The 16,322-nt window shown below is 68.4% G+C and carries 17 protein-coding genes; 5 read left to right on the forward strand and 12 right to left on the reverse strand.

Annotation, left to right across the window (positions count from 1 at the left end; all coding sequences use genetic code 11):
* The 11 genes from K2R93_15525 to K2R93_15575 all read right to left on the reverse strand — a co-directional run.
* Positions 1 to 482: hypothetical protein (locus tag K2R93_15525; GenBank protein ID MBY0491252.1), on the reverse strand; the 482-nt coding region annotated here is incomplete at its 3' end.
* A 13-nt stretch (positions 483 to 495) separates the two neighbouring features.
* The gene (locus K2R93_15530) at positions 496 to 1,539 is read right to left on the reverse strand and encodes a pilus assembly protein PilM (GenBank protein MBY0491253.1); all 1,044 of its coding nucleotides are present in this window, start codon (positions 1,537 to 1,539) and stop codon (positions 496 to 498) included.
* A gap of 274 nt (positions 1,540 to 1,813) precedes the next feature.
* A complete protein-coding gene (locus K2R93_15535; protein ID MBY0491254.1) occupies positions 1,814 to 2,773 on the reverse strand; it encodes a hypothetical protein in 960 nt (319 codons plus the stop codon).
* Positions 2,770 to 3,690, reverse strand: a complete 921-nt coding sequence (locus K2R93_15540) for a hypothetical protein (protein MBY0491255.1) — start codon at positions 3,688 to 3,690, stop codon at positions 2,770 to 2,772. The genes K2R93_15535 and K2R93_15540 overlap by 4 nt, the downstream gene beginning before the upstream one ends.
* The gene (locus K2R93_15545; GenBank protein ID MBY0491256.1) at positions 3,683 to 4,063 is read right to left on the reverse strand and encodes a hypothetical protein; all 381 of its coding nucleotides are present in this window, start codon (positions 4,061 to 4,063) and stop codon (positions 3,683 to 3,685) included. The genes K2R93_15540 and K2R93_15545 overlap by 8 nt, the downstream gene beginning before the upstream one ends.
* Positions 4,064 to 4,148: 85 nt before the next feature.
* Positions 4,149 to 5,375, reverse strand: a complete 1,227-nt coding sequence (locus tag K2R93_15550; GenBank protein MBY0491257.1) for a HAMP domain-containing protein — start codon at positions 5,373 to 5,375, stop codon at positions 4,149 to 4,151.
* A 125-nt stretch (positions 5,376 to 5,500) separates the two neighbouring features.
* Complete coding sequence (locus K2R93_15555) at positions 5,501 to 5,878, reverse strand: prepilin-type N-terminal cleavage/methylation domain-containing protein (GenBank protein ID MBY0491258.1); 378 nt, start codon at positions 5,876 to 5,878, stop codon at positions 5,501 to 5,503.
* A gap of 328 nt (positions 5,879 to 6,206) precedes the next feature.
* Positions 6,207 to 6,584 (reverse strand): prepilin-type N-terminal cleavage/methylation domain-containing protein, encoded by a 378-nt coding sequence (locus K2R93_15560; GenBank protein MBY0491259.1) that lies wholly within the window; start codon positions 6,582 to 6,584, stop codon positions 6,207 to 6,209.
* Positions 6,585 to 6,880: 296 nt separating this feature from the next.
* Complete coding sequence (locus tag K2R93_15565; protein MBY0491260.1) at positions 6,881 to 7,240, reverse strand: prepilin-type N-terminal cleavage/methylation domain-containing protein; 360 nt, start codon at positions 7,238 to 7,240, stop codon at positions 6,881 to 6,883.
* Positions 7,241 to 7,251: 11 nt separating this feature from the next.
* Positions 7,252 to 8,631, reverse strand: coding sequence for a sigma-54 dependent transcriptional regulator (locus K2R93_15570; protein MBY0491261.1), 1,380 nt, complete (start codon positions 8,629 to 8,631; stop codon positions 7,252 to 7,254).
* Positions 8,628 to 10,382, reverse strand: coding sequence for a PAS domain S-box protein (locus K2R93_15575; protein ID MBY0491262.1), 1,755 nt, complete (start codon positions 10,380 to 10,382; stop codon positions 8,628 to 8,630). The genes K2R93_15570 and K2R93_15575 overlap by 4 nt, the downstream gene beginning before the upstream one ends.
* Positions 10,383 to 10,578: 196 nt before the next feature.
* Here K2R93_15575 and K2R93_15580 point away from each other — a divergent pair, with 196 nt between their 5' ends.
* From K2R93_15580 to K2R93_15595, 4 genes are read left to right on the forward strand one after another with little or no spacing between them, the layout of a single operon-like run.
* Positions 10,579 to 11,940 (forward strand): hemolysin family protein, encoded by a 1,362-nt coding sequence (locus tag K2R93_15580; protein ID MBY0491263.1) that lies wholly within the window; start codon positions 10,579 to 10,581, stop codon positions 11,938 to 11,940.
* On the forward strand, positions 11,937 to 12,749 hold the full coding sequence (locus K2R93_15585; GenBank protein ID MBY0491264.1) for a methyltransferase domain-containing protein: 813 nt from the start codon (positions 11,937 to 11,939) through the stop codon (positions 12,747 to 12,749). Before K2R93_15580 ends, K2R93_15585 begins: the two co-directional genes overlap by 4 nt.
* A gap of 8 nt (positions 12,750 to 12,757) precedes the next feature.
* Entirely contained in the window at positions 12,758 to 13,195 is a 438-nt protein-coding gene (gene arfB, locus K2R93_15590) for an aminoacyl-tRNA hydrolase (GenBank protein ID MBY0491265.1), read from the forward strand.
* On the forward strand, positions 13,188 to 14,912 hold the full coding sequence (locus K2R93_15595) for an STAS domain-containing protein (protein ID MBY0491266.1): 1,725 nt from the start codon (positions 13,188 to 13,190) through the stop codon (positions 14,910 to 14,912). Before arfB ends, K2R93_15595 begins: the two co-directional genes overlap by 8 nt.
* Here the strand turns inward: K2R93_15595 and K2R93_15600 are convergent.
* Positions 14,899 to 15,633: an outer membrane beta-barrel protein gene (locus K2R93_15600; protein ID MBY0491267.1), complete on the reverse strand. Its 735-nt coding sequence runs from the start codon at positions 15,631 to 15,633 to the stop codon at positions 14,899 to 14,901. The two genes, K2R93_15595 and K2R93_15600, sit on opposite strands and share 14 nt — an antisense overlap.
* A 185-nt stretch (positions 15,634 to 15,818) precedes the next feature.
* Between K2R93_15600 and K2R93_15605 the strand changes: the two genes are divergently transcribed.
* Complete coding sequence (locus K2R93_15605; GenBank protein ID MBY0491268.1) at positions 15,819 to 16,208, forward strand: hypothetical protein; 390 nt, start codon at positions 15,819 to 15,821, stop codon at positions 16,206 to 16,208.
* Positions 16,209 to 16,322: the final 114 nt, after the last annotated feature.

Genomic DNA, 16,322 nt, shown 5'->3' on the forward strand with positions numbered 1-16,322 from the left:
GGCTCGTTCGGCGCCCCGGGCGCCGCGGCCTCGTGGGCCGTGGTGTCCGTGCCCGGGGGCGACGGCGCCTTGCTCGTCTGCTCGAGCAGCGTGAGCCAGGTGTACGCGGGGAGCGCTCGGCTCACCTCGTCGAGGATGTGCGCCCAGTTGTAGCGGTTGTCATCGATGGTGCGGATGATCTGCAACTGGCGGTACACGGAATCGCGTTCGGCAGTGAGGCGACGGCGCGCCTCGAGCACCTTGGCGTAGCGCGTGGAATCCTTCACGGCGATGTCGAGGCGCGACTCGATCTCGTTCGCGCGCGCACTCTGCGACGTGAAGAGGAGCCCGACGCTCGCGACGGCGATCACGACCGACGCCGCGGCGGCGATGAGCCACGGGTCCTTCGCGCCGCCGAGGGCACTGAACTTGGAGAAATCGACGCCACCCTTCTTGGCCGAACCCTTCCGGCCATTGGGCAGCAGGTTGATCTGCAGCATCATGGGGACGGATTCCTCAGGCCGCGGCGCGGAGTGCGAGGCCGACCGGCAGCATGAGCAGCGGGGCGACTTCGTCGATGGACAGGAATTCCAGCGCGCCGTCCTGCACGGCGAGCTTGGCGAGGGCGTTGGCCGGCTGCACCGTCACGCCGAGTCGCTGGGAGAGCCACGGGAGGAGACCCGGCACGCGCGAGCCGCCGCCGCAGGCGTAGGCCGTGCGGATGGCGCTGAAGCTGCGCGAGGACGTGGCGAGGAAGGTCGCCGCGCGCTCGATCCCGATGGCGAGCTCTTCGCCGCGCATGGCGACGGTGCTGTCGAGCATCGGATGCTCATCGACCGCGCGGATGAGCTCTTCGGCCTCATCGGCGGTGATGCCGTGCTCGCGCTGCAGATCTTCACGGAAGCGGCGGGTGCCCACCGCGAAGTCGCGCGTGAGGATCGGCACGCCGTCGTCGAGGATGTTCAGGTTGGTGGACTCGTTCCCGATGTTGAGGAGCGCCACCGTGCCGCTCATGGCGTCGGGGTAGTTCGCCTCGAACGCGTTGTGGAGGGCGAAGGCGTCGACGTCCATGACCGACGCAGCCGCGCCGGCTTCGGTGAGGAGGCTCTGCTTGGCCTCCACCAGCTCGCGCTTGGCGGCGACGAGCAGAACGTTCATGTCGAGGCCATCAGCGTCGGGGTCGAGCACCTGGAAGTCGATCTCGACCGAGTCGATATCGAAGGGCACGTGCTGCTCCGCTTCCCAGCGCATCAGCTCGCGCGCCTGCTGTTCCTTCACGCGCTCCATGGAGATCTTCTTGACGATGACGTCGCGCCCTCCGACCGCGGAGACGATCTGCTTCGTCTTCGTGCCCGTGGCGGCGACGGTCTGGCGAATGGCGTCGACCACGAGTTCGTGGTCCATCACCTCACCTTCGACAATGGCCGTGTCGTTGAGCGGCGTGATGATGACCTTCGCCAGCGCCGGCGTCTCACCGGAGTGATCGATGACGACGGCCTTCACGAGCCCGGATCCGACATCGAGTCCGACGGTGAATTTCTTTCGGCTGAAGAGCGCCATGGAGGGATTCTCTGCTTGCACGACCTGGCGCCTCAGCAATCACCGGGGGCCAGCCGTGCGACACAATGGATGGACACTCCCTCATGTGAGGGTGTGTCACTGATAGAACGACCTTCGTGCCGGTTGGTAACGCCGTCTCCTCTAACACACCGGGGACCGGGGCCATACTTCGTGACACTCGGGGCCCAGGCCCTGCGGGCCTCATAAAGCCCCGCAGGCGGAACGCTTGGTGCCGGTGGTGTGACGCCGCGGCGCGTGCGCCCGTGAATGCGCGCTAGGGCGTCAGCCCCACCCAGGCGTGAAAGGGCGCCGCGCGGGGCGTCGCGATCGTGGCCAGGGCCATGGCCACATCACAGCGATTCCACTGCACGACGGCCGGCCCGAGTCGCGAGACGCGGGCTGCGGGATCATCCACGAGCGCGGCGCCTGACAGGGTGAGTTGCGCCGCGGTGGCGTCGAGCGTGCCGCGTACGACCAGCAGTCCGCGGCCATCGAATCGCCCGATGAGCCGAAGTGGCCCCTCGTGCAGCAGGAGTCCCTGCCACGTTCGAGGGCCGATCAGCACGGAGTCGCGTGTCGGAATGACGTGCACGCGCCACCGGGCATCGGCGGCCACCGCGGCTGGCCACGGTCTGGCCCGGTCCAGCGCCTGGCTCCAGCTGTTCGCCCACGCCGCGCGCAGGCTGTCGGCCGGCACCGTGCGCACCGCCGGGACGGCCCCGTGCGCCTCGCCCAGGCAGTCGGTGACATCGGGAGCGAGCGCGCCGACGATGGTTGCCGCGGTGGTGTCAACGAGCACGGTCGTGCTGACTGCGGCGCGCACCGGCCAGGATGGCGGTGCCAACCGTTCGGCGCGCGTGCGGACCACGCGGACCGCCGACGGCTCGCCTCCGCCGCCCTCGCTTGCCTCCGCCGACACCCAGAAGACAAACGGTGCCGTCCGCAGCGCCACACGCTGAAGCGTGAACCCCTCGGCGTCGACCTCCCGAGCGCGCAGCGTATCGGCCAGCGGTCGTTCGCGCAGCGAGTCGGCGAGCCACCCACTCACCGCGTCCGCAACTCCGCGTTCGGCGGCCATGTCCGCGCGTGCCGCCAAGGCCGCACGTCGAGCGCCGCGGTAGGCGCGCCAGGTCGTGCTGGCGGAGGCCAGCACCAGCAGCAGTGCGGATGCCGCGACCGCGAGCACCAGGGGCAGCGCGAAGCCGCGCGGCGGCGTGGGCGAGTGGTGCGTCACGGCGCCCCCCGGGACCAGGATTCGCTGCGGAGCGGCAGTTCACTGGTCAGGGAATCGGCGGGGAGCACCAGGCGACGTGGCGACGCCGATGGCGCCGACCGCATCACCGGGAGCGAGCGGAGGGTGATGGCGAGCGCCGCGATCGAGTCGGCGGCGCGCGTCGGGGCATGCGCCGCAGTGAGGCCAACCATGGCGAGGCCGCGGCGCGCTGGCGACTCGAGCGGGCCGGCGATCGGCTGCACGGTTTCCCAGGCGGCGCCGTCGCGGGCGCGACGCCCGAGCCACCATTGGCCATTGCTCCGGTAATGGACGTACTGCACCTCGCGCTGCACCACGAGCGGCGCTCCGCGGGCGAGCGGACGCCCGTTCGCTACCACCCCACCGTGGGTGAGGCGCCATCGCCGAGTGATCGCGCGTCCGCAGGGGCCCACACCGAGTCGGCGGGCCGGCGCCGCGAGCGCGGTCACGATGGGGCGCGGCGGGTCCTCGAGGGCGTCGGAGGACGCGAAGCCGAGCACGGGGTCACCCGCGCGCAGGGCGTCGAGCCACGCCGAGGACGCACCGAGGGCGGGCGCGACGTCCACGGTGAGGGAGTCGCTCGTGCAGACGGTGACGATGCCCTGCTGGCTGAGCACGGCGAGGAGCGTGTCGGTGACCGTGAGCAGTTCGCGCGCGCGCAGCGGTGCGAGCTCCGCCGCGAGCACGGCCCGGGCGTGGCGGAGTTCGCGAACGCCGGTGTGCGCGGCCTGGTGTGCCCGCCGATCGGCGGCGGCCTGCACGAGCAGGAGGAGCGCGCAGCCGGTGGCGACCGCCATGAGCGGCAGGGCGGTCAGCAGTTCGACCAGCGAGGAGCCGCGCCGAGCGTGCGGCGAGCGGAGGCTGGTAAGGTGGCGGCTGCGGGCGCGACGGCTACTCACAGCGCACCCCAATCTGCGCCACCAGGGCAACGGAATCGTGGCGGCCGACGCCGACCGCGTGCCAGAACTCGATGAGGCGCACCGTGGCGACGGCGCCGGCTGCGCGCTGCCGGTCAACGATGTGGCGTGCCGACCAGTGTACGCGCTCGTGGCCGGCGACGAGCCGACATGGCGCACGGAGGGCTTCGGCGGCGCTCTGCTCAGCGCTGCGGGCGGCGAGGTCGAACTGCACCGCCGCATCGCTCATGGCCAGCGCGCTGTTGGTCACGCCGGCGAGGGCACTGAGCACGGCGGCCGACACCACGAGGGCGACGAGCGCTTCAACCAGGAGACGCCCGTGGCGGGCGCGCGAGCACGTGGGGGGATGGCACATGGGCGCACCGTATCACCGGGGCGCCCGTCATGTGTCATCGAATCAACGGGCGTTGGGTTGTTTCAACGCGACCCGTGCCGCCGTGCTACCCGACCGTTGGCGACACGCCTCCCGGGGGCGTGATCGGATGCTCGTACGTCACCGCGCGCATGCCGGTCGTGTGGAGCGGCAGCAGAATCACGAACGCCGCACCGCCTTCGCGCGCGCGCTGCACCCAGATGGTGCCGCCCAGATTCTCGATGGTGCTCGACACGATCGCGAGCCCGAGCCCGGTCCCCTTCCCCGGCTGCTTCGTGGAGAAGAACGGCTCGAAGATCCGCTCTTCGTCTTCCGGGGCGACGCCGGTGCCCGAGTCGGCCAGCACGATCTGCAGGAAGTGCGACGGCGCGTCAGGGCGTGCCAGCCAGGCGAGCGCGCGCTTGCTCGGCCGGTGCGACCAGCGTTGCGGCAGCGGGTCGGTCCGGCGCTTTTCGATGCTCTCGGTAAAGGCGGCGGCGTCATTCACCCGCGACCGGATGACGATGTCGCCCTCGCGGTCCATCGCGTCCACCGCATTCAACAGCAGGTTCACGAACACCTGCTCCAGATCATGCCGTTCGGCGTACACAATCCCGTCCGGGGCCTCGAGCTCCCGCGAGATGGTGAACCGGCGCGTGATCCCCTGATCCTCGAGCAGGCGGAGCACCTCGGTGATGATCTCGTCGACCACGATCGGCTTGGGCGTGAGCCGACGTGGGCGCGCGTAATCGAGCAGCCCCCGCATGATCCGATCGATGCGGGTGATCTCCCGCTCGAGCGCGTCCAGCGGTTCGGTCGTGCCCGGCACCTCGGCGGTGCGCATGCGCAGCAGATGCGCGTAGTTGGCGATGGCGGAGACCGGGTTGCCGATCTCGTGCGAGATGCCCGCGGCGATGCGGCCCATGGTGGCCAGCTTCTCCACCCGCATCCGCGACTGGTTCGCGGCCATCATCTGCTCGGTCATGCGATTGATACTCGACGCGAGCTGATGGAACTCGACCGTGTCGCCCGGGGGCACCAGGCGGGAGTTCTCACCGCCGGCGATCGCTTCGGCCGCTTCGACGCAATCGGCCAGGGGGCGCTCGACGAGCTCCGCGACCTGGCGGCGCAACACGCTGGCGAAGACCAGTGACACCAGGCAGACGAGCAGCGCCACGAGCGGCCAGCGCGTCGCGGGGGGCAGCTGCTCGGTGATCCACATCGTCACGATAATGGCGCCGATGGCAGAGCCACTGGCGACGATCAGGACATTCCGAAGGCGATCATGGATTCGCTGCAGCACGGATTCAGGCACGGGTGGAGGATGCCTGCCGACCACGGAATGAGCAACTCTGGCGCGTCGCTCGGCAAAAAAGAACGGGGGTCAGGCTGGATCCTGACCCCCGTCACTACCCCCGAATTGGTCCAGCTACCTGCGACTTACTTGCAGTTCGCGCCGCCTGGCTGGCCTTCGGCGAGACCGCCCGGGGTCGCCGTGCCGACACCGATGACGCAGGTCGCGCCCGCCGCGTTGGCGTGCGTGGCCGAGGCCGCCCAACCCGCGGCGGTCGACGCCGTGAGGGTCAGCGTGACACCCGACGAACCCGTCGGCGCCACGTAGCCCGCGTACGTGTTGTTGTCCGAGAAGTAGGCCTCAGCGGCCGAGACCATGTTCTTCAGGTCGGACTTCATGGCCGTCACATAGGCCTTCCGCTTCGTGTCGGCGAACTTCGGGATCGCGATCGCGGCCAGGATGCCGATGATGACGACGACGATCAGGAGTTCGATGAGGGTGAAGCCCTTACGAGTACGCGACATTGATGATGCTCCGAGAGAAGAGAAAGTGGAGGGACGCAGCGGGTGAGTGAGTCCCGCCGACGCCATGGCAGAGGGCAATGCGCGTACCACCCCGTCCAACGCTCGTAGTGCACTGAAAACAAAGGACTTCCCATATGCGGCATGTGAAATACCCGACATGGGCGGCTGACTTTCCGCCAAAGCTCTTGCAGAGTGCAAATCGTTCCGATAGCCCGTATCGGGTAAGCAAGATCACAGAAACGGCAAAGGGGCCGAGCTTTCGCCCGACCCCTTCCCCCCAGCGTTGGCCGACCGTCCGAAGACGGTCGGCGTTATGCGAGGAGTGCGATTACTTGCAGTTCGCGCCGCCCGGCTGGCCTTCGGCGAGACCCGCGGGGGTCTGCGCGCCGACGCCGATCACACACGAGGCACCCGCCGCATTCGCATGCGTGGCCGTGGCCGTCCAGCCCGTGGCATCCGCCGCGCCGAGCGTGAGCGTCACACCCGACGAGCCGGCCGGAGCCGCGTAGCCCGCGTACGTGTTGTTGTCCGAGAAGTAGGCCTCAGCGGCCGAGACCATGTTCTTCAGGTCGGACTTCATGGCCGTCACGTAGGCCTTCCGCTTCGTGTCAGCGAACTTCGGGATCGCGATCGCGGCCAGGATGCCGATGATCACGACGACGATGAGCAGTTCGATGAGGGTGAAACCCTTGCGAGTGCGCTTCATTGTAATTCTCCAGTGGGGGTAGATCGACGGGGGGCCGGACTGGCGATCCCCGCGACACCCTGGCAAATGGCAAAGCCTTTGCCACGGCGGAGCGATCAATAAAAGCCATTGCCTTGCAATCACTTACATCATTCTGTCGAGCATTTCATCATTCTGTTTCATGCCGTCTCTTGCAAGGATCCTTGCAGGGTGCAACGGCCGTTTTCCGGAGACTGGCCAGCCATGCAACGGGGCGTCGATTTCTGTGACGGTGCCCGCTGGCACGCCGGTCGGCGCGCATTAAGGCGCCGCGAAGATCAGCGGCAGTCGGGCTCGGAGCTGCTCCCGGCGCCATTCCCCAGCGAGCACGTCATCCCCGGCACGCTGGCATGGGTCGCCGTCGCCGACCATGACGACGCCGTGCCCGTGAAGGTGAGCGTGACACCGTCCGATCCCTGGGGAGCCACCACGTTCGCGTACGAGTTGTCGGACGTGAACTGGGCCTCGGCAATGGACGCCAGATTCCGAAGATCGGTCTTCATGGCGGTGAGGTAGGCACGCCGCTTGGAATCGCCGAACTTCGTGATGGCGATGCTGGCGAGGATGCCGATGATGAGCACCACGCACAACAATTCAATCAACGTAAAGCCGCGACGCCGCATCGCGTCCGGAGCCATTCGGGTCATGATCAGGCCTCGCCGTATCGCGCCAGTTTGCGATACAGGGTGGAAGGGTCAATGCCGAGCATGTCGGCTGCGCGGCTCTTGTTGCCGCCTTCGTTCTGCAGCACCCACTGGATGTAGGCCCGCTCGATCGCTTCGAGCGTGGGCGTCACCGGCGCCCGTTCGCTCACCAGCGGCTCGGCACGCCGGGCCGTCACGCGCTCGGGGAGCGCGTCGGCATGGATCGTGTCGCCGGTGGTGAGGATCACCGCCCGTTCGAGCGCGTTCTCCAGCTCACGCACGTTGCCGGGCCAGCTGTAGGCCATCAACGCGTCGAGAGCGTCTTCGGCCAGCACCTTGGCCTCTTCATTCCGCGCGCTGGCCGATCCGCGCAGGAAACTCTCGGCCAGCACCGGAATGTCGTCCGTGCGCTGCCGCAGGGGCGGCAGATGCAACGCGATGACATTGAGGCGATAGAAGAGGTCGGCGCGGAAGCTGCCGCGCTTGATCTCTTCCTCGAGATCGCGATTGGTAGCCGCCAGCACGCGCGTATCCACCGCCACCGACTCGGTGGCACCCACCGGAATGACTTCGCGCTGCTGCAGCACACGCAGGAGCTTGACCTGCGTGGAGGGCGTCGTCTCGCCGATTTCGTCGAGGAAGAACGTTCCCTTGTTCGCCGCCGTGAAGAGACCGGACTTGTCCTTGACCGCGCCCGTGAACGAGCCCTTCACGTGACCGAACAGTTCGCTCTCCAGGAGCGACTCCGGGAGCGCGCCGCAGTTGATGGAGAGGAAGCTGGCGTCGGAGCGCGCGCTCAGGTCGTGGATGTAGCGCGCAATGACTTCCTTACCGGTGCCGGACTCGCCGGTGATGAGCACGGTCGAATCGGTCGGCGCCACCGTTTCGGCGAGCCGCAGCACCTCGAGCCAGGACTTGCTCCGGCCAATCGGCCGATTCGTCGCCGACGCATCGCGGCGCCGGATTTCCTGCTTGAGAACGTGGTTCTCCACCCGCAGGCGCCGATGCTCGGCGGCGCGACGGAGGATCGCCACCAGCTCGTCGTTTCGGAACGGCTTCTGGATGTAGTAGAACGCCCCTTCGTTGACCGCCTGCATCGCCGACTGCAACGTCGCCTGCGCCGTCATGAGGATCACCGGCATATCCGGGTCCACCTGACGCGCCGAGCTGAGTACCTGCACGCCGCTCACATCGGGCATGCGGACATCCGTGAGCACGATATCCGGGCGCAGATCGGTGAGCTTCTCGATCCCCGCCTTGCCGCCGTGCGCGGTGTGCGGCTCGAACCCTTCCGTCTTGAGCAGAATGCGCAGTGAGTCGAGGATGCCGCTCTCGTCATCAACCACGAGCACGCGCGGGGCATCAGCGGACAGGCCGTACGTCATGAGGCAGCTCCAGTCAGCGTGACCACGTCCGACCCGGACGTGGCGCCAACGGATGGATCGATGGGGGTGAGCATCGGCGACGCCTCGACAGGCGCCGTCACGGTCATGCTGTCCGTGTCGGACGACACCGGCAGCAGAATGCTGAAGCGAGTGCCGCGCGCCAGCGAATCGACGAGAATGGTGCCGCGATGGGCTTCGACGGCGCGGTGGACGACCGGCAACCCAAGGCCACTGCCGCCTGCCTTGCCGGTGACGAACGGTTCGAAGAGCCGCGACCGCAGCTCCTCGGGAATGCCGCCGCCATCGTCGGTGACCGTGATCGCCAGCAGTTCACCCGTAATGGGCGTGGCGGGCGTGGCCCCCGAGGCCGTCTGATGGCGGTGCACGTCCACGAAGACGTGGCCATCCGGGCCCACCGCCTGCAGCGCATTGAGCACGAGGTTGAACACGGCCCGATGCAAGAGGTCTTCATCTCCGAGTACTGGCGGCAGCGCGGCCGCAATGTTGACCTGCACATCCACGCCCGGCTTCCGGTCGGGGTGTGACGCGGCCAGCATGGTGGCGGTGTGCACGAGCGCGCCAAGATCGAGCGACTGCACGCGCGTGAGACGCGCGCGGGCAAAGTCGAGGAAGTCGGCGAGGAGGCGGCTCAGGCGATCCGCCTCGCGCACGACGAGTCCATGCAGCACCCGCTCGTCGTCATCCTGCACCGCTGCGCGGGCGGCGCTGAAGCGCGCGAGCTGCTCGGTCGCACTGCGGATGCTGGCCAGGGGATTCCGAATCTCGTGCGCGAGCGATGCACTCAACTCGGCGACGGCCTGCAGGCGTTCTGCGCGAATGTGCAGCGATTGCAACCGCTTGGTGTCGGAGATGTCCTGGAAGATGGCCGTGGCGGACACCGCCGATTCCGGACGTGTCCCTTCGGCCACCGTCGTGGTCACGCCAATTTCGATATCGCCCTCGGCGCGATGAATCACGCCCTCGGCGCGCGTGGTGCGCACGCGCTCACGCGCCGAACGCTCGAGGAGTTCGGCGAGCTGCGGCGCATTGGCCTGCAACGACGTGAGGACGGGGCGGCCGGTGAAGGCGCGCAGATCCACGCCCAGCAGCTCCGAGGCCGCCGGATTGGCGTAGAGCAGACGTCCGTGCGCATCGACCGTCATGATGCCCGAACGGATGGTCCGGAGGATGTCGGCTGCTTCGAGCTGCACCTTCACCAGCTGCGCGGCCAGCGCGTCGCGCCCCATGCCGGCTTGCCGCAGCCGCGAGGCGATGAAGCCCGAGCCGGTGGCCACCACCGCGAACACCGCGAGCTGCACCCCGACGCCGAGGTACGGCGTGCCCGGGCGCAACCAGAGGACATCCAACGCATAGAGGGCGCAGGCGCCAACCGCCACCGCGAGCCCACCACGGAGGGGCAGCAGCAGCGCACTGCTCGCGATCACCAGGATATAGAGGGCGGCGAAGTTCGAGCTCCAGCCGCCCGTGATGTGCACGATCGCCGTGACCAGCAGCAGATCGATCGCGCACTGAATACCGTAATAAATGGGGCCGAGCGTGCGGCGCTCGATCTCCCCGTACATCGCCGATCCGACCGTGACGAGGATCGTGATGGCGAAGGTGAGCGTGGCCACCAGCGTATCGACCGGCGCGGCGTCGTTCCAGACGAACACCGCCGCCACCAGAATGGCACAGGCCAACACCAAACGGCCGAGCCAGACCCACCGGAGCATTCGCCGGGGGTCGAGCATCTCTTGGATCGGCTCGTGTTGAAGGGCTGGTGTGTAGCGCACGCGGACGACGTGAGGGGCCGGCGAGCACGCGACACGCCGGACGGGGTCCGGCGCCGGACGTGTTCGTGCAGATTGCAAGAGGCGCGGATTGCCATCCGGTCTTGCAGATTGCACTACCCTGACGAATCAGCTCGCAGGTCGTTTCCTTCTCCTCATGTTTGTCGAATCTCCGGTGTCTCCCGAATCCACCCTCTCCGTGGGGTCGGTCTCGGGTCGCTTGCTGCTGGTCCTGCTGCTCGTGCTGCTCAACGCCTTCTTCGTGGCGGCCGAGTTTGCACTGGTGGCTGTCCGCCGGAGCCGCATCGATCAGATGGCTGCCGATGGCGACCGGAGTGCGCAGGTCGTCCAGCGCGCGCTCGGTCAACTTGACCGATATATCTCAGGGACGCAGCTGGGGATCACCCTGGCCTCCCTCGCGCTCGGCTGGATCGGCGAACCCGCCGTGGCCGTGCTGGTGGACCGGGCGCTCGCCGTCGTTGGGATCGCGCCGGCTCCGGGCGCGCTCCACACCGGCGCCGGCATCGCGACCGCATTTCTGGTCATCACCTTCCTGCACATCGTGCTCGGCGAGCTGGCCCCCAAGTCCATTGCCCTCGCCCGGCCGGAAGGGGTGAGCCGGGTGGTGGTCCGGCCGCTAATGCTCTTCTCCCAGAGCATGTCCCCCTTCATCGGGCTCCTGAACGGCACGGCCAACAAGCTCCTCGGCCTGCTGGGCATCGAACCGGCCTCGGAAGAGGGGCACGTGCACACCCCCGAGGAGCTGCGTCTGCTCGTGATGCAGGCGCGCGCCCACGGCGTGCTGGAGGAGTCCGACTCGGCGATGCTGGCCGGCGTCTTTGACTTTCACAACAAGCGGGCGCTCGACGTGATGCGCCCGCGCACCGATATGGTGGCGATTGCCGAAGACGTGGGGCGCGAGGAACTGGTGGAGATCCTGCGCCGCGAGCGGTACTCGCGCTATCCGGTCTATCGCGAAACCCCGGATGACATCGTCGGAGTGTTTCTCGCCAAGGACTTCTGGCTGGCCGACGAGCCCGACGCGTTCGAGCTCACCGCGCACCTGCGGGAACCGCTGTTCGTGCCGGCCACGCGTGCCGCCGAGCGGGTGCTGGACGACCTGCGCCGCACGCGCGCGCACCTTGCCGTGGTCCTCGATGAGTATGGCGGCACGGCCGGCATCGTGACCATGGAAGATCTGGTCGAGGAAGTGATCGGGGACATCGCCGATGAATACGATCCGCTCTCGCGCGATGCGCTGCTGTACGACGGCGTGCTCGAACTGGCGGGATCGATGTCACTCGTGGATGTCCGCTCCGATCACAAACTGGCGATTCCCGAAGGCGACTGGAGTACGCTGGGGGGCTATGCCTTTGCCCGTCTGGGGCGCTTGCCAAAGGTCGGCGATCGCGTGGACTACCCGGATGGCGAACTGGAAGTGGTGGCGATGGACGGTCGGCGCGTGGCAGCGCTGCGCGTGCATCGCCGCGCTGACGTCGTAACCGAGCCGCGCTCATGACCCGTGTGTTTGTGGCCCGCCTGACGGCGGGCGTTCTGGCCGGCGCGAGTCTCGCGCTGGCGTGTGGTGCGCGCGCGGAACGCGTGCGGGTCGCCACTGGCGAAACCGCCGTGGCGGTCGGTCAGGACACCATCGGACCGCTCGCGCCGCCGGGCGCCCCCGCAAAGGCGTTTCCCGCCCCGTCGCGTCCGGTGGCCGATATCGTGGCGCCGCGCTGGACGGCCGAAGATGACCGCGATGGCGTGGGCGAGTTCACGCGCGTGGCGCTGCTCGCCGGCATCGCCTCGGGCCAGCAGGTGGCCGACATCGGTGCCGGTGATGGCTACTACGTGACCCGCCTGTCGCCGCTCGTTGGCCCCAGTGGCGTGGTGTACGGGCAGGACATCATTCCTGACTATCTCGCGCTCCTGCAGCAGCGGGTGCGGCGCGAACAGCTGCGCAACGTGCGTGTGGTGCTGGGCGATCCGCACGACCCGCGGCTGCCGTCGGCGTCGCTCGACGTGGCGATCATGATTCACATGTATCACGAGATCGAACAGCCGTTCGGCGTGCTGTACAATCTCGCCACGGCGTTCAAGCCGGGCGGGCGCCTCGTCATTCTCGATCTCGATCGTCCGACGTTCGGGCACGGCACGCCACCGTCGCTGCTCCGCTGTGAGCTGCGCGCCGTGGGCTACCGCGAGCGACGCTTCACGCGTACGACCGACGAAGAGTATGTCGCGGTGTTCGAGGCGCCGAGCGCCACGCAGCGCCCCACGCCGGAGGCGATCACGGCGGCACTCACGCGCAGCCCCTGCCGCGCGCCATGAGTCCGTCGATGCCGTCCGAATCCGACGCCCTCGAGATCACGCCACAGGTGCGGATCCCGATGACGGAGATCGTCCTGACCGCGATCTCCGGCGGTGGCCCCGGCGGGCAGCATGTGAACAAGAGCGCGACGCGCATCGCGTTGCAGTGGAACGTGCGGACCTCACTCGCCCTGCGCGAGGAGCAGCGGGAACGGCTGCTGCAGCAGCTCGCCTCGCGTCTCGATACCGAGGGGCAGCTGCGGATCGTGGCGGGCGAGTATCGCAGCCAGCAGCAGAACCGCCGGGCCGCGCTGGAGCGTCTGCAGCAACTGGTTGCGCGGGCCCTCGTGGTGCCGCGTGTGCGGCGGGCTACCAAGCCCTCGCGCGGTGCGGTGCAGGAGCGACTCACCGACAAGCGCAAGCGCGCCGAGACCAAGCGCCAGCGCCGGCGGGATCACGATGACTGACGCGCGGGCCGCGCGCCGCGACACGACCTTCGTCCCGAAGCTCTTCAGCACGCTCTCGGGTTACACGCGCGCGCAGCTTGTACACGACCTCACCGCCGGGGTCATCGTGGCGGTCGTGGCCCTGCCCCTCTCGATCGCCTTTGGCATTGCGAGTGGCGTCACCCCTGATCGGGGGCTCGTCACGGCCATCGTGGCCGGCTTCCTGATTTCCGCACTCGGCGGCTCGCGCGTGCAGATTGGCGGGCCCACCGGCGCGTTCGTCGTGATCGTCTCGGGGATCGTTGCCAAGCATGGTGTGGACGGGCTGATCGTGGCCACGATGCTCGCCGGCGCGTTGCTGGTGCTGATGGGCGCGATGAAGCTCGGCGGGGTGATCAAGTTCGTCCCGCAACCGGTGGTGATCGGGTTCACCAGCGGCATCGCGTTGATCATCTTCAGCGGCCAGGTGAAAGACGCGCTGGGCCTCACGATGGCCAGTGTACCGGCGGACTTCGTTCCCAAATGGGAAGCCTATGCGGGCGCCATCGGGAGCGTCTCGCCGACCGCCGTGGCGATCACCGCGAGTACGCTCCTGATCCTGCACTTCTGGCCCCGCATCTCCGTGAAGGTGCCGGCGCCGTTCGTCGCGCTCGTGGCCACAACGGCGGTGGTGAGCGCACTGCAGCTGCCGGTGGAAACGATTGGCTCGCGCTTTGGCGCCGTCGGCGGTGGGCTGCCCGCCCCGCATTGGCCGACCGTCACCTTCGACACGGCGCGTGCGCTTGCCGGCCCGGCGTTCACGATTGCCCTGCTGGCGGCGATCGAGTCGCTGCTGTCGGCGGTGGTGGCCGATGGCATGATCGGCGGGCGGCACCGCTCCAACATGGAGCTGGTGGCACAGGGCGTGGCGAACATCGCCTCGCCGCTCTTCGGGGGCATCCCGGCCACCGGAGCCATCGCGCGCACCGCGACCAACGTGAAGAGTGGCGGACGCACCCCCATTGCCGGCATGACGCACGCGGTGGTGCTGCTCCTCATCACGCTCTTCGTAGGCAAGCTCGCGGCCCGCATTCCGATGGCGACGCTCGCCGGCATCCTGACGATGGTGGCCTACCATATGTCGGAGTGGCGCAACTTCCTGCGCCAGCTCAAGGCGCCGCGGTCCGATGTCGTCGTGCTGCTCACGACGTTCCTGCTCACGGTGGTCGTCGATCTCACCGTGGCGCTGCAGGTGGGCATGGTGCTCGCCGCGTTCCTTTTCATGAAGCGCATGGCGGAAGTCACCAACGTGCAGTCGATCACCAGTCAGATCGACGACGGCACCGAGGAGGATGGCGACGGGTCCATCCGCACGCGCGTCGTCCCGCGTGGCGTCGAAGTCTACGAGATCGACGGGCCGTTCTTCTTTGGCGCGGCGGAGCGCTTCAAGGAGGCGCTGGGCGAAGTGGGCCGGCGCCCGAAGGTGCTGGTGCTGCGCCTGCGCAAAGTGCCGGCGATCGACGCGACCGGGATCTCCCTGTTGCACGAGCTCCTGCACCGGTCGCGTCGCCAGGGAACGCAGCTGGTGCTCTCCGGCGTGCAGGCGCAGCCCCGCGCCGCCCTCGAGCGGGCGGGGCTGCTGGACGACATCGGCGCGAGTCGCGTGGTGGGAGACATCGACGAAGCGCTCGGCGTGGCCGCGATGCTGGCGCACCAGATGCCCACACCAGCGCACGGCTCACCGACTACCACGCGATGAGGTTCGCCCCGAGGTAGTAGGTCACGAAGTCCGCCCGGCCACGCACGGGGATGGGCGTCGCGTTGTTGTTGAAAGCGTCGCGCACCCGCTGGTCATTGAGGTAGCGCACATCGTCATGGCGGAGAAAGCGCGCCCCCAGGTCGAGCCGAACCGGCACACGCCCCTTGGTCAGACGGATGTAGGCGCCGGCCGCGCCCCCGTAGGCCCACACGGCATCGCTCGAGTTGGTCGTGCTCGCGAACGGCGTGTTGTCGTTGTTGGACCCCTCGACGGTGCTGGACGTCCAGAACACCGAGAAGCCGCCCAGTGCCGTCGCGTAGGGCGTGAAGACGCCCGTGGGCCCGAGCAGCTGCGGGCCGACGAGCACCGACGCGATGTTGCTGGTCGTGTTCAGATCGAGCTGGATCAATCCGCCCGTGTTCGACAGCGGGACGCGCCGGCGGCTGGACGCGTAGTTCAGAAACGAGAGATCCGCGCGGAAGTTCAGAATGCTGTTGCGGTCCATCCGGGCCAGCACGTAGCCGCCGGCCCCGAACCCGTTGTCGGTATTCCGGGCGAAGTCGCCCTTGGGTTCAGAGACCTGCAGGTGGAACCCGACCGAGCCGCGGCCGGTGGGGGCGGTCGGCTGGGCCGCCAGCGAGGCCACCGGGAGGCTGAGGGCAAGGCCGAGCGACGCGCGAACGGCGCGGGGGACGGCGAAACGGCGCACAGGGAAGCGCATACGAAAGGATTCGGAGAGAGGAAGACAGACCCGCTCGCTCCTCAGTACGCCCGATCGTCATGAAGGTGTCACGAATCGGCCAAACCGGCCGAATACACCCTGGGTGCCTTGAATCCCGATCTGGTCCCTCGTATTTACCATCTCTCATGATGCGCTCGCTTCGTCCCTGGATCCTCCAATTGCTGGTGGCCAGCCTTGCCCTGCTTGGGGGAAGGCCTGCCGCGGCATTGGTGCAGGCGAGCGAGCCGGTGGCGGGTCTCGTGGCCCACACGCCGGCGGCGACCATCGCCGAGGCGATCGCGCCGGCGCTGGTGTCGGCCGATGCCACGCATCCGAGCAGCGCCCGGGCCAGCCGGCCCGCCCCTGCTCCGCGCCAGCTATGGCACCGCGCGAGCGCGCGGCGCCTGGGCCGCGAGTTCGCGGCCGCGCTCCCCGCGCCGGGTGCGTCGGGAAGCATTTCGGCCGCCTCGGCATTGAAGTGCCAGGCGAGCCGCTGTCAGGGGCGTCTCCTGCCCTGCCAGAGTCTGACGGACCGTCGTCCGTCAGCGCCGCGCGCGCCGCCGTCGCAGGCCTGATTTCGCGCTGATCTCCCGCCTCTGGACCGATTTCACGGCTCCGGAAGCGCCCGGTGTGCCGTATGCTCTGCGCACGCCTTCCCGTGAGTGTTTCTGCGTTTTCCTCTCGCCCGC

This window comes from Gemmatimonadaceae bacterium (assembly GCA_019752115.1).
Classification (GTDB): Bacteria; Gemmatimonadota; Gemmatimonadetes; order Gemmatimonadales; family Gemmatimonadaceae; genus Gemmatimonas.

What these genes read in the sequence shown, in the direction of transcription:
- arfB (MBY0491265.1), top strand. Translation starts at nt 12,758, where the DNA reads ATGCCGTCCGAATCCGACGCCCTCGAGATCACGCCACAGGTGCGGATC.
- K2R93_15575 (MBY0491262.1), bottom strand. Translation starts at nt 10,382, where the DNA reads ATGCTCGACCCCCGGCGAATGCTCCGGTGGGTCTGGCTCGGCCGTTTG.
- K2R93_15545 (MBY0491256.1), bottom strand. Translation starts at nt 4,063, where the DNA reads ATGTGCCATCCCCCCACGTGCTCGCGCGCCCGCCACGGGCGTCTCCTG.
- K2R93_15580 (MBY0491263.1), top strand. Translation starts at nt 10,579, where the DNA reads ATGTTTGTCGAATCTCCGGTGTCTCCCGAATCCACCCTCTCCGTGGGG.
- K2R93_15600 (MBY0491267.1), bottom strand. Translation starts at nt 15,633, where the DNA reads ATGCGCTTCCCTGTGCGCCGTTTCGCCGTCCCCCGCGCCGTTCGCGCG.
- K2R93_15585 (MBY0491264.1), top strand. Translation starts at nt 11,937, where the DNA reads ATGACCCGTGTGTTTGTGGCCCGCCTGACGGCGGGCGTTCTGGCCGGC.
- K2R93_15595 (MBY0491266.1), top strand. Translation starts at nt 13,188, where the DNA reads ATGACTGACGCGCGGGCCGCGCGCCGCGACACGACCTTCGTCCCGAAG.
- K2R93_15570 (MBY0491261.1), bottom strand. Translation starts at nt 8,631, where the DNA reads ATGACGTACGGCCTGTCCGCTGATGCCCCGCGCGTGCTCGTGGTTGAT.
- K2R93_15530 (MBY0491253.1), bottom strand. Translation starts at nt 1,539, where the DNA reads ATGGCGCTCTTCAGCCGAAAGAAATTCACCGTCGGACTCGATGTCGGA.
- K2R93_15555 (MBY0491258.1), bottom strand. Translation starts at nt 5,878, where the DNA reads ATGTCGCGTACTCGTAAGGGCTTCACCCTCATCGAACTCCTGATCGTC.
- K2R93_15560 (MBY0491259.1), bottom strand. Translation starts at nt 6,584, where the DNA reads ATGAAGCGCACTCGCAAGGGTTTCACCCTCATCGAACTGCTCATCGTC.
- K2R93_15565 (MBY0491260.1), bottom strand. Translation starts at nt 7,240, where the DNA reads ATGGCTCCGGACGCGATGCGGCGTCGCGGCTTTACGTTGATTGAATTG.